Here is a 12,037-nt window from a genome sequence, read left to right on the forward strand (position 1 = left end):
GAAGAAAGAAGAAGGAAAAAAGAAGCCAGGGGGAGCAGGGGATGAGTAATGGGGATGAGTAATGGGGTGATGGAGTAGCAGAGTGATGGAGTGGAGGGGTAGATCATTCGCCCAGTGTGTTTTCAGGGTTCAATCTGTAAATCCTCTTCCTGGATAATGACTTCGATTTCTCTGGCGTCTTTGTAGAAGAATTCGACGCGGCGATCGCGGGCGAAGTCGAGCCGGGTTCGTCCGGTTGAAACCAATTGCCGCTCTCCTTCTGAGCGAATGGTCATCCGTTCGGGGGCAATGCCCCGTTTGAGCAGGTAGTTTCGGGCGGCAAGAGCTCGTCGCTGCCCCAGAGCCAGGTTGTAAGCATCGGTGGCGCGGGGATCGGTGTGCCCCACAATCTCGACCAGCATTGAGGGGTTCTCTAGCAAAACTTGAGCGATCCGATCCAATACTCTGGCGGTAGCTGGGCTGATGTTGGATTTATCGAGGGCGAAATGGATGACGTTGGGAATTTGAATGGTGACAGGTGTGGGAGGAATTACAGCAGGAGGTTCCTGGACAACGGGGGTGGTACAGCGAGGGATGGAGGAAGGGGATTGGGGGATGGGGGGTTGGGAGGTGGGTGCTTCAACGGAACGGATGGTGGCGTTGCGGGCGGGTTCGGAGGTGCCATAGCGGGGATGGGTGGCGATCGCGCTAATCTTCTCACCAATCCGCAGGCCATCCAGGCTGGCGCTAAAATGCCCCTTCTCATCGGCCATAGCGGTTGCAACGGGTTCATTCAGCGGTCCGTAACGGCTACCATTTCCGGCTACCCGGTAGAGTTCAATCTGGGAACCGGGGTCGGCGGTGCCATAGATCTGTACGGGTGAGTTTCCCAGTGCCACAAATTCCTGGCTGGCAAACTGGGGTGCATGAATGGCCGCGTTACCCGTATCTTTATGCCGGTTGAACGAGTTGCGGGGGGGGTTGGGACCATCGCCTATCTGGTAGTCATGCACATCCGTTCCGGCGGTAGCTCCCTGACGGGTAACCAGGTCAATGCTAAGTCCTTCCAGGCTAGAGAAGCGGTTGGTTTGAATCTGGTTGCGATCGCTCTCTGGGTAAGCCGCAACGGCAACCCCCGGTCCCGTCTGGTAGCGAATTTCATTCCCTTTAACTTCGTGGTCGTTCCCCATCAGGTAGATGGCGGCGCGGCGCAGTCGTCTGCCGTTGTAGATGATCTGGTTCTCGCGAATCCGAACAGCCCCCTCTGGTTTGAACAGGTAAACTCCACTCCCATCGTTGGCGCAAATCAGATTGCCTGCGATTTGGGCCTGGTTGACGTTACCCTCTAACCGGATGGCATCAGGCATTCCAGCAATCCCATTTCCGGTAATCACGTTCTCGGCAATATTTAGTTCCGAAGCATTGACGGAGGTAATGATCGCACTCCCGTCGTGGTAAGCAATCCAATTGCGCTGAATCGTGGTACCTGTGCCGTTAAAAACGGAAACGCCAAAAGCGGAGCGAGAATTCGGAGGAGTTGGAAGGGTATCTATCGCCTGTTGCCCGTCGCCCGTTGCCTGCATAGGTGCCATTCCCAGCCAGTTGTTTTCAATTACCACTTGTCTGGGTGGCAGGTCATCAGAATAGTAGGGCGAAAAGTTGGCTGGGGGTTGCTGTTTGCGAGTGTCGGGAGGGGGAAAGCGATGGCTGATGAAAATATCGGCGGGGGGAGTGCTTTGGGTGGAGCCGTAGCCAGAGGCAAAGCCAGAAAAATATTCTCCCTGGCTGGAGGTAAACCCGTACAGGCTAAACCCGCGAATGGTGACGAAGTCAGCCGTGATGGTTAAACCTCGAAAGACTTCTTTGCCTGGGGCGGGGGTGATGGCCACAATCGGCATTGGGATTGGGCGCTCGTTGATGACGGGTTTACTATTATAGCCAGGTTGGGTGGTGCCATCAATGACCAGTTGGGGGCGGGTAATGGCAGGCAAGACCTCTAGCAGGCGAATGGTGGTTTCTCCAGCGGGCAAATTAAAGTCAATGCGAGAGGAACTATCTGTGGGGAGCTGGCTCACCTGGGCCTGTTCTGCGGCGGACAGGTTAGTGAGTGGTAAAGTTCCGTTCATCAGCAGAATGGCTTCCCGCAGGGTGAGGATGTCATCGGCCTGGGCAGGGCCGTCCTGGTTGCTGTTGACGATCGCCCGCAGGGGTTGAGGTTGGGCGAGTGCAGGAGCAGCAGAGACGATGGATATTCCGGTTAAGGCAGAAATCAGCCATTGGGATGGGTGAAAGTGACAGTCCTGGGGCTGCTTTGCAGCGGGTTCGGGGGTCTTCCCCCCGTGCCCCCGCGGATCTGGGGGCCTAACTCCCCCAGACCCCCCGAAAGGAGTTATCTGTGGGAGTTGAATGGTAGCCCCAGGAAAAGATGGCCAGGGGGTGGAGGCGATTTGGTCGAAAGGACTTTTCTGTACGAGTTGAATGATGGGGTTTAAATCCCTTTTCTGCTGGTTGCTGGATCTTTGGGTTTCTGTGAGTTTCGAGATCGGTGCCTTTAACTTCTGGTAGATCGTTTGTTCTTCAGCCATTGTTTTTGGTTGCTGTTCACTCCTCAGATGTTTCATTGTCCCTGCCCTCTCGATGCGGGCCCAGTTTCAGGGGGAGACACCGTTGAACCGGGCTGGGTCGCAACGGGTTGTACCAGGGATTCCTGTTGCTGGGGTGGGGCGATCTTGGGTTGGGCGTTTTCGGGGAAGGCTCGTTGTAAGCCGAAGCCTTCAAACAGTTCGTTGAGCTTCAGGGTGAAGAGGACGTAGGGACCACCTTTGGAGCGATCGCCCAGGTCCCGGTCATTCGCTCGACCAAAGCTATAGCCCGCTGCCATACGGATGTTAGGGGTGACGTAGTAGCCCGCTTCTACAGCAAAACCCACTTCGTTGTAGCCCGTGAGGGACTGGCTGATGTACCGCACTTCGCCACCAATATCCCAGCGGTAACCCAGGCGGTAGAGAGCACGGAATTGACCTAGCGTAATCGCATTCGTGCCAACCAGATCCCGCGCCAGATAGGAGCGACTGCTGCGAAGCCCAAACTTGCCATAGAACTCCCACCGCCAGTTGGGGGTGTAAATGGCTTCCAGAGCTACGATGTGGGCATTGGACCCGGTTCCTGTGCCAAACAGGATGGAGTCGGGGGTAAAGGAGGGGTTCTGGCGAAATTCGTAGCGCAGCAGGGCATTGAACTTGTCGTCGAAGGGGTTGCGGTAGGCCAGTCCGAACTTCAGGTTGATGCTGTCTCCGGAAACGGCTTGCAATGTCTGATTGGCGAAGTTGGCCTGCTGGTAACGGGCCAGGGCGGTGAGGGAAGGCGAGAGTTTGCCTGCTCCCGCGACGGAAATCACCAGGTTGTTGCCCAAATCTGTTGTCCGGTATTCAAACCGACCGCTGGCTTTGAAGTTGGGATTGTCGGTGTAGTCGATGCCGATGCTGTAAGCGTCTCCTTCGGTAATGCCGAGGGCAGAGGCGCTTTGCCCCACCGCATAAGCCTGAGCAAACTGCTGCCCAGTTCCCGTGTAGGCAAAAATATCACCATAGATGCGTTCGTAGCCAAGCACCACTCGCAGTCCCGGAGCCAGGGTGATGCGGTGATTCAAGCCAAAGGCGGCCTGGCTGCCCCAACCCCCAACCCCATTGAGGATGGAGTAGCGCCCGGTGAGGGTGGTGTCTTCCGTCAGCTTCTGGTCGAAGATGGCATCCAGGCTGGTAATGGAGTTGGCCCGGTAAATGGAGGTGGTGGAGATGAACTGCTGCGCCAGTCGCAGGGTAAGACCAGGGTAGGCGGCCCAATCCAGTCCCACGGTGGTACGGCTAGGATAGAGCGGGTCGCCACTACTGCCAATGTTCTGTTCATTCTGGGCACGGAAAACCAGGGTATCCGTCAGAGGGTAGGTGAGTCGGGAAACAATCTGGTTACTGTCCTCGGTGAGTCGTCCGGCAACGCTATCGGCACGGGAGCGGTTGACCCATTCCAGGCTGAGGTTGGCGGCTCCCAGTTTTTGCAGCACGCCCGCCCGGATGGAGGTGAGGCTATTGTCTACCCGCTCACCGGGAATGGCTTCGGGTAAGGGGTCAAACAGGGTGGTGAAGGCGTTTAAAGTACTGGGTGCAATGCCGTAATTGGATTCGTGGTCAATCTGGAACTGGAGTTTGGTCGTGGGACCGACTTTAGCGGCAAGTTCGGCTCCGTAACGGGTCTGCCCTGGAAAGAAGCTGAAGGTGGCATTGTTGGTAAAGTCTTCGTCAACGGAGCGGTAGTAGGCCCGTCCAATCACGCCTTCAAACAGGGTGCCGCTGACTTCGAAGCGGTAGGCATTGCCGCCCACATTGCCGAAAAAGATGGAGTCGTTGGTCGATCGCGCAATTTCGGCAATCAGCCGTCCATCTTTGCCAAAGGGAATGAAGGCATCGACGCCGTACAGTTCGTAGTCGCGATCGCCCTCGTCTTCCCGCAGGTAGCTGAATGCTGCCCAGCTTTCCCGCCCAAACTCGCGGGAGAAGTTGTACTGCAACCGGCCAGCGAACAGGTGGGTATCCCCCGTATTGGTGCCATCGTATTGATAGGTAACGACGACCTGTCGTACCAGGCTGCGGCCAAACGGGTCAAATTCAACCTGCTGGATGGGGCGACGAAACAGGAGCGAACCGCGATCATAGTCAATCTCGTAGTCCGGTCCCCGAAACAGTTGCTTGCGCTCGACCACCGTGCCGGGGCGACCGATTTCCTGGGTTTCAACGTAGACCGTCTCGCTACCCCCCACTACCAGTCGCCGGGAGAGGAAGTAGTAACCGCTGGTACCGTTGGGGGCGATCGTGTCCCGCTGGAAGCCTTGCAGATTGTCGCCATACATAGCAGTGATCTGCAAGTTGCCGAGGTTGTAGTTCCCTTTGAAGCCATGGATCTGGCGGGTGGTTGCTGTAAATAACTGGGATGCGGTTGCAAACTCTGGGGTGCTGTAGTCGCCCCACATGAAGTAGTCTGTTCCGGCTCCCACAATAGGTGAGTTCCGCTCAAACCGAACGTAGACGCTATCGATGGAGGGCGTCAGGTAATCCGTGGTGGAACTGTCACCGTAGACAGGATAGACCTGATCGCAGAACTGGGGGTCGCGAAACAGGCGGGTCGTGCCGTCACAGATTTCGTTGAGGGGACGCTGATTGTTGAAGGCAGCCGTTACCAGCCATTCTCCAATCCGCCCGGTGGCAAAGGCATTGATTGAGGCATCGAACCGAACATCCTGATCGATGCGATCCGGATTGAGGAAGTCCCGGAAACTGCCGTAGAAGTCGGTACCCCCTGCCCCAAGCCGGAAGGTAACAGCACCCGACACTAGGAAGGGGCGCAGGTTGGTGATGAACTCCACCTGGGTGTAGGCTGCTAGCTGGTTCGTAACGGGCAGAGTAATGGGAGTCAGCGGAGATGGCGTAACCAGGCTGGGGGAACTGGAAGGGCCGTCATTGCTGACTTGAATTGGAGGTAGAGGCTTGAGGGTTTCCCCCGGCTTCACTTCCCGCAGTTCCCGCAATTCCGCGGCGGCTCGGATGCGAACTTTCTGGGGAGCCAGGGAAGATTGCAACTGAGCCGTGAACTTGCCCCCGTTGGCAAGCACTTGAAACCCAGGGCGATCGCGGTCCTGATCGGCTCCAGTAAACGTCCCCGCACTCGCGGTTAACGTCACCACCGCATCCTGGGTGACGGGGTTGCCTGCTTCATCAACAATCTGACCTTCGACAGTGACTGTAGAACGTCCATCTGCTGGAATGCGGGGGGCAGAAGTCGGCAAAAACTGGAGCTTGTACGCAGTCTCCCGCACCGTCACCTTTACACTCACGGGACTTCCACCCGCAGCCTGCACCGTCAGAATGTTCTCCCCCAGCTTGAGCAGAATGCCGTACCAGACCTGGTTAACGACGCCTCCAGCACTGTCAGGCTGAACCTGGGTGGGAATCTGAGCCCCAAGTGGATTACCATTCACCGTTACCTGCACCGTTGCCCCAGAGGCATACTGCACCATCAGATTCGTTGTCTGCTCTCCGGTTGAGGTTGCCTGGGGAGCCAGGATTTTCACTTCAGTGGAGGCAGGTTGGGCAAACTGAATCGGTTCACTGGTCGAAGTCGGGAGATTGGTTTGAGCGCTAGCCGCAGCGGAAAGCGCGATCGCTCCAAACATCGATGACAGTAATGCCAGCCGAATCGTAGAACACAAGTACTGCATACTACCGCTGACCCTCCTTAAAAGTCGGAGTTACTGCAAAATTCATCTTGGCCAGTCCACCAGGAGCCAGTTTCACGAACCGGGACTGGCTATTGCCCTCAATTCGGTACAGGTTGGGAGCCAGGGTATAGCCCGGTAAACTTGTCAAATCCAGCGTTCCAGTCCGGTAACCAGCTACCACGTAAGACAGCGAAAACAACCCATTGGCATCCGTCGTAATCCGGTTGCCGTCATCCATGTAAATCACCGCGTTAGGAACACCAGGCTCACCAGGCTGCTGTTCCCCATCAAAGTTCCTATCCACAAACACGCGCCCCAGAATGGTGCCGCAGTCTGACAAAATTCCAGGACGGATCTGAACCAGGTAGCTGGCACTAGCGCTACTCACCTGAGTTCCCGCTGGAGTTAAACCCGTTGCAACCGCAATGTTGCGACCATTCCCCCGAATCGCATCCGGGGTCAACACCACGCCATACACAATCGTTAAAACCTGCCTGGGTTCAAGCCTGGAAAAGCCAAAAACCACGTTGCGCCCATTCACAGTGGTGGAGGAAAGCGAAACTGACACGGTTCGATTCTGGTTCGTCAGCGATGCCCGTGGGGAATCAGACAGAAACCTCACGCCAAAGGGCAGGGTATCGGTTACTTGCAGGGTATTCAGCGTAACGTCCCCTGTGTTTCTGACTAGCAAGCGATAGACAACCGTATCTCCAGGCTCCGCCGAGGCACGGTCTGCCGTTTTGATAATTTCCAGACCTGCCCGTCCAATGGTCGCGGTAATCGTGGTCTGGTTGGATTGAACGTTGACCGGATTCCCAGAGGGTCCCTGTAAGTTTGCAGTAGCAGTGTTGGGGATAGTGATGATTTGCTGAGCAAGGATAGGCAGACCTTGAACACTCGGCCATCCCAACAGCAATCCCACCAATAAAAATCGAACACGTCCCCACACCAGCGGTCTTTTCAGAAGGCTCATTACTCTAAAAGGCAGAAGAAAAAGAACGGTTTCTTACGTCGCATAAAATGCACCTCAGCCGAGTCGAGTTTATGTCGTTTTTTCTACAAAAGAAAGTTTACAGCATCACTTCCGTGATTACACTGATGGGGCTTTTCGCCCTCATATTCAAAAACTCTCTAAGTAGTTTTACAGAATCCTGATATAGACTGGCAAATGTGTAAAGTCTTGACAGGAAGCCCAATAAATGCACTCCCAGCGTTCTAACGCCAGTGCCAGTTTACAAAAAAGAGGGGTTGTACCCGGTTTTAGAAGGGGTTTCAGCCCTCTTGACATAAGTTTCAAGTAGGTAGAATCGCCGCCTTTAAACTTCGACAAAAATCAGCGATCGCCCCCAGCCCTTGAGCAGGGGTTCCATCTGCCAATCGCTTTACAAACGCACTACCCACAATGGCAGCATCCGCCCCCCAATCCATCACCTGACGGGCATGCTCTGGTTGGGAAATGCCAAAACCGACCCCAATCGGCTTATCGGTTACCGTCTGAAGCTCTATCAGCAAATCCTTGACCCGCGCCTGCACCTGGGCCCGCATTCCTGTTACCCCGGTCGTGCTGACCAGGTAAATAAACCCTTGAGATTGTTGAGCGATCGCCGCAATCCGTTCCGCCGGACTGGTGGGCGCAATCAGCAGTGTCACTTCAATTCCGTAATGGGACGCCGGATGCAGCAAACTTTCCGCTTCTTCCAGAGGCAAATCAGGCACCACCAGGCCCTTCACACCAGCCTCAGAAATTTGCCGCAGGAACGAATCAATTCCCCGATTCAGAATCGGATTGTAGTAGGTGAACAGGATAATGGGCGATCGCAACTCCGGGCTCACCTGCCGCACAACCTCCAGCGCATTCGCTAACCGGACTCCCCGCTGCAACGCCCGTGTTGCGGCTGCCTGAATCACCGGCCCATCGGCCAGAGGATCTGAGTAAGGAACCCCTAACTCAATCAGATCTGCTCCACTGCGATCCAGTACTCTCAGCGCTTCTGCCGTTGTCTCCAGATCCGGGTCTCCTGCGGTAATAAACGGAATCAGTGCACACTGAGCACGCTCACGCAGGGCTTCAAAACGCTGAGAAACAGAAATCATTTGAGAAGAATAAATATAGAACTACTTAAGACAGCAAACTTTCAGACGAATATAGCAGTCGTGAATCCTTTATGAAAAAGGTATGAAAATGGAGAGTTGTGAAAAGCTCTCCCCGGTGAGAAAGTCCTTTCACAGTCCAGACAGGATTGTTATAGCACTGAATTTAAGCGTAGAACCTTCATCAAGATCCCCGGAATCCTTTAAGGATTTCGGGGATCTTAAACTCTTTACTTGTGACCCGCTCTAAATTCTATAGCAATCACTACACGAATCAGGAAGTTGTTCATTAAGCGAGGAATCAGATGGGTTGGAGAGTTTTGAGTCTAATACCAATCCTCGATGCTACTCGTAGCACCCCGAAAAATGAGAGGGGTGTGAGGCGACTGATAAGCCTACCTGTCATAAGAGGTAGTCATAAATTAATTGGTAAAAGGGGGAGTGGGGTCTGTGCCACCAGGCAGGGGGTTTCGCCCCCTCCACCCCCGAAATCATCCTTAATTTAGTTGCGCCCAGCTACTTAGGAATGAGAGTTAAATAACTCCGAAAACCTCACCCCGCCTTTGGCACCCCTCTCCGAGCTGGAGAAGGGAAGGGGGAGAGGTCAGTTCACTCAAAGAATGCGGTGTTATTAAATCCATGATCCTTAGATAGGATTGACAAGTTTGTTAAGTTTCCTTTACCAAACGTCTCCCAATAAAGCATTTTTTTGTTAAGAATTGCTACGCACTAAAAAATATAAATTCATCCCATTTCGATTCCTCATCTCATTACAGTTAGAGCAGTTAGAGCATAGCCCTGAATCGCTTGATGTCTGATTCAAGTGGCGCACAGATCGACCATTGATGAACAACATCCTGTTTAGAGGAATCCTATGCAAGACAAACTAACAAGCGTCATTAACAATTGTGATCTGGCTGGTCGTTTCCTGGATCGAGATACCATCAACCCACTAAAAGATTTTCTAGAAACCGGGGTTTTAAGGGTACAGGCTGCATCAATGATTAGCTCTAACGCGGCTGAAATTGTCAAAAAAGCAGCGAGTCAGCTCTTTGAAGAGCAACCTGAACTGCTTAAACCCGGTGGAAATGCCTACACTACTCGTCGCCATGCAATGTATCTGCGCGATATGGGTTATTTCCTGCGCTATTGCAGCTACGCTCTGGTCTCAGGTGATAACAGCGTCCTGGATGAGCGGTTGCTGGCAGGCTTGAAGGACACCTTCAACTCCCTGGGAATTCCCCTCGGCCCTACGGCCCGCAGCATCCAGTTGATGAAGAATATAGTCAAAGAAAAGTTAGCGGCAGCAGGGGTTCAAGACACCTCCTTTGTCGATGAACCGTTCGATTACGTGGTGCGGGAAATTAGCGAAACCGACGTTTAGGATTCGCGATCGCAACCTGCATCATTGCCCCAAACTTATCCGTTTCCACCCACAAACCGCTGAAGCGCAACAGGGATACAACCTTTCCATACAGCGCTTCAGCGAGATCCAATGTCGCTACTCAGCCAAAAGAAGAGCAGTGTCCGCTGCAGTCTCCCCAGAGGGCGAACAGGCTAATTTTTTCTTCCTTCTTTTTTCTTCCTTCTTCTCCCTAATTCCCCCTTCCCTTCTCCCGTTCAATCTCCTCCTGAAGCTTTGCCAGTTCCTCTGGTGTTAGTTCTTCCAGGCGCTTTTGCAGAACAGCGTCTCGGTAATCTTTCAGTTGCTGGTTATAGGTCATGGTCTGGGTGATGGCTCGAAAGGCATAGGTCAGCAACCAGCCCAGCAGCGCACCAATCAATAGAGTTTGTGCCCAGATACCCGCTGAAACGCTGTCTAACCCAATGGACTTAAAAAATAGGTAAGAAAGCCCACCTACCGCAAAAATGCCAAGCCCGATGCCAATTACATCAATCCGTCGCATATCCCTTCAAAAAACAGAGTAGAGAGGCGTAACAACATCTCTACTTCTTTTATGACCAGTTTTTTAGCTTTCAATTTGCCTGGGCTTTGGGCGAAAATTTAAGAATGGAGCAAGCAACAACAGCCCTGGGAAAAACATAAACACCAGAAAATACATAAAACCGCGCTCAAAAGAACTGGCAACATACCAGCGTGCCCGCAAGTAAAAGTAGAGCATTGCAGGGATCACGAGTAGAAATGCTCCAGCCAAAGCAAGATAAAGTAAGGCGATCGCGATGTCCATAGACCTGATACAGCAACTTCCTGATATTCTATCGTTTGCCCACCCTATAAAATACCGCTTTTATGGCCAGCGAACGATTGAAACTTTTGCAATGTTGCATCGATTCCCCATTGATGCTGGAATAAACGAATGGATCTATCTCATTTACAATTGAGAACCGTACTTCTAGAGACGTTATCTGGAATAGCGGAAATTTGGTGATAGATATTTGGTGATAGATGATTGCGGGGGCATGGCGGAATGGTAGACGCTACGGACTTAAAATCCGTTGACCGCAAGGTCGTGAGGGTTCAAGTCCCTCTGCCCCCATTTATGGTGAGGAGTGAGGTGAAAACTCAACACTCAAGGGTAATAGTTACGTCCAGTCCCGGAAGAAGGTGTTTTCCTGCCAGGCAGCGGCTGTCTGTTTTTCAATGGCTGCCATTTTGCTGGCCGGTATTGGCTGAAAGGCTCTTGCCACGTCAACATTGTGTTCAAGCTGGGCAACGGTTTCAGCCGCAATGACACAGCAATGCACTCCAGGTAATGAAAGAACGTAGCCCATAGCCTGGTGCATTCCCGTCAGAGCACCCGAACTGAACAAGCGTCCATAGGCAGGAACTTTCATGGCGATCACCCCCACATTCTTTTGTTGGGCAACGGGCAGGACAGTGGAAGCGAAGGGACGGGGATGGTGAACGTCGGCAGCGTTAAGAGAAATTAAGGTAGTATCAAAGGGAAAACGGCGCAATCCTTCAGCAATTACCGCGGGTTCATGGTGTCCTGTAATACCAGAAAATCGAATGATTTTCTGCTGTCTTGCCTCTTCCAGCGCTTGAATCGCGCCCTGCTTGCCCAAAATCCTGTCAAGTTCCTCGTTGAAAGAAACATGGTGAAGCTGCCACAGGTCAAGGTAGTCAGTCTTCAAGCGTTGTAGCGATCGCTCCAGATCCCGCCAGGCTCCATCCCGATCGCGGGCTCCCGTTTTGCTGGCTAGAAAAATTTGCCGCCGATGAAATGGAAGCACCTTACCCAGATAATCTTCGCTGGGTCCATAACTGGCAGCTGTGTCGAAGTAACGAATACCCAGTTGCAAAGCCCGTTCGATGATAGCGATCGCGGCCTGCTCCGACCCATCCCAGGAGAGCGGCGTTTGACCAGCTCCCCCCAAACCCAATAGAGGAACCCGCACACCTGTCTTTCCCAAAACACGCTCTGTCATAAGTGCAGGAGGGGAATGAGAAGGATTTGAAGCCTTGACTGATTGCCGCAGTACATGACCACCTACTATACTGCCAGTCATAGCGGCCCCCGTCGCCAGAAAGATTCGTCGTGTCGTCTTACGGTTCATTGGATATGATTCATTTCATTGGATATGATTCATTGGATTTTGTATATTTCGACACAATTACGTAAAAGTACTGACTAAAACTTTAAATAAATCTCGTCAACAGATAAAGATTCCACAAACTGTTTATTCTTTGGGTGGGCACGACCGAGAATCCACGGTTATCGTAAGGGACATTGAAAC

Annotated in this window: 9 protein-coding genes and 1 tRNA gene; 2 read left to right on the plus strand and 8 right to left on the minus strand. The window is 53.0% G+C overall.

Annotation, left to right across the window (positions count from 1 at the left end; genetic code table 11):
* Positions 1 to 122: 122 nt before the first annotated feature.
* From P4D80_RS10795 to trpA, 4 genes are all read right to left on the minus strand, one after another.
* Positions 123 to 2,600 carry an OmpA family protein gene (locus P4D80_RS10795; RefSeq protein ID WP_421659149.1) on the minus strand — a complete coding sequence of 826 codons (2,478 nt, stop codon included), beginning with the start codon at positions 2,598 to 2,600 and terminating at the stop codon, positions 123 to 125.
* On the minus strand, positions 2,597 to 6,247 hold the full coding sequence (locus P4D80_RS10800) for an Ig-like domain-containing protein (protein ID WP_421659150.1): 3,651 nt from the start codon (positions 6,245 to 6,247) through the stop codon (positions 2,597 to 2,599). Before P4D80_RS10800 ends, P4D80_RS10795 begins: the two co-directional genes overlap by 4 nt.
* A 1-nt stretch (position 6,248) precedes the next feature.
* Positions 6,249 to 7,220 carry a DUF7507 domain-containing protein gene (locus tag P4D80_RS10805; protein WP_421659151.1) on the minus strand — a complete coding sequence of 324 codons (972 nt, stop codon included), beginning with the start codon at positions 7,218 to 7,220 and terminating at the stop codon, positions 6,249 to 6,251.
* Positions 7,221 to 7,540: 320 nt separating this feature from the next.
* Positions 7,541 to 8,341 (minus strand): tryptophan synthase subunit alpha, encoded by an 801-nt coding sequence (trpA, locus tag P4D80_RS10810; protein WP_421659152.1) that lies wholly within the window; start codon positions 8,339 to 8,341, stop codon positions 7,541 to 7,543.
* Positions 8,342 to 9,212: 871 nt separating this feature from the next.
* Between trpA and P4D80_RS10815 the strand changes: the two genes are divergently transcribed.
* Positions 9,213 to 9,722, plus strand: coding sequence for an allophycocyanin subunit beta (locus P4D80_RS10815; protein WP_421659153.1), 510 nt, complete (start codon positions 9,213 to 9,215; stop codon positions 9,720 to 9,722).
* Here P4D80_RS10815 and P4D80_RS10820 read toward each other — a convergent pair.
* The 3 genes from P4D80_RS10820 to ndhL form a co-directional block, all read right to left on the minus strand.
* Positions 9,703 to 9,834 (minus strand): hypothetical protein, encoded by a 132-nt coding sequence (locus P4D80_RS10820; protein ID WP_421659154.1) that lies wholly within the window; start codon positions 9,832 to 9,834, stop codon positions 9,703 to 9,705. The two genes, P4D80_RS10815 and P4D80_RS10820, sit on opposite strands and share 20 nt — an antisense overlap.
* 99 nt (positions 9,835 to 9,933) lie before the next feature.
* The gene (locus tag P4D80_RS10825) at positions 9,934 to 10,245 is read right to left on the minus strand and encodes a DUF3007 family protein (RefSeq protein WP_421659156.1); all 312 of its coding nucleotides are present in this window, start codon (positions 10,243 to 10,245) and stop codon (positions 9,934 to 9,936) included.
* Between the two features lie 63 nt (positions 10,246 to 10,308).
* The gene (gene ndhL, locus P4D80_RS10830; protein WP_421659157.1) at positions 10,309 to 10,527 is read right to left on the minus strand and encodes an NAD(P)H-quinone oxidoreductase subunit L; all 219 of its coding nucleotides are present in this window, start codon (positions 10,525 to 10,527) and stop codon (positions 10,309 to 10,311) included.
* 226 nt (positions 10,528 to 10,753) lie between these two features.
* Here ndhL and P4D80_RS10835 point away from each other — a divergent pair.
* Positions 10,754 to 10,836, plus strand: a tRNA-Leu gene (locus P4D80_RS10835).
* Positions 10,837 to 10,882: 46 nt separating this feature from the next.
* Here P4D80_RS10835 and P4D80_RS10840 read toward each other — a convergent pair.
* Positions 10,883 to 11,857 carry an aldo/keto reductase gene (locus P4D80_RS10840; RefSeq protein WP_421659158.1) on the minus strand — a complete coding sequence of 325 codons (975 nt, stop codon included), beginning with the start codon at positions 11,855 to 11,857 and terminating at the stop codon, positions 10,883 to 10,885.
* Between the last annotated feature and the right edge of the window lie 180 nt (positions 11,858 to 12,037).

The sequence above is a fragment of the Leptothermofonsia sp. ETS-13 genome (genome assembly GCF_049200465.1).
GTDB lineage: Bacteria > Cyanobacteriota > Cyanobacteriia > Leptolyngbyales > Leptolyngbyaceae > Leptothermofonsia.

Bases quoted from the DNA above. Each gene is read 5' to 3' on its own strand.
- trpA (WP_421659152.1), bottom strand. From the start codon at position 8,341: ATGATTTCTGTTTCTCAGCGTTTTGAAGCCCTGCGTGAGCGTGCTCAG.
- P4D80_RS10840 (WP_421659158.1), bottom strand. From the start codon at position 11,857: ATGAACCGTAAGACGACACGACGAATCTTTCTGGCGACGGGGGCCGCT.
- P4D80_RS10815 (WP_421659153.1), top strand. From the start codon at position 9,213: ATGCAAGACAAACTAACAAGCGTCATTAACAATTGTGATCTGGCTGGT.
- ndhL (WP_421659157.1), bottom strand. From the start codon at position 10,527: ATGGACATCGCGATCGCCTTACTTTATCTTGCTTTGGCTGGAGCATTT.
- P4D80_RS10800 (WP_421659150.1), bottom strand. From the start codon at position 6,247: ATGCAGTACTTGTGTTCTACGATTCGGCTGGCATTACTGTCATCGATG.
- P4D80_RS10805 (WP_421659151.1), bottom strand. From the start codon at position 7,220: ATGAGCCTTCTGAAAAGACCGCTGGTGTGGGGACGTGTTCGATTTTTA.
- P4D80_RS10795 (WP_421659149.1), bottom strand. From the start codon at position 2,600: ATGAAACATCTGAGGAGTGAACAGCAACCAAAAACAATGGCTGAAGAA.
- P4D80_RS10825 (WP_421659156.1), bottom strand. From the start codon at position 10,245: ATGCGACGGATTGATGTAATTGGCATCGGGCTTGGCATTTTTGCGGTA.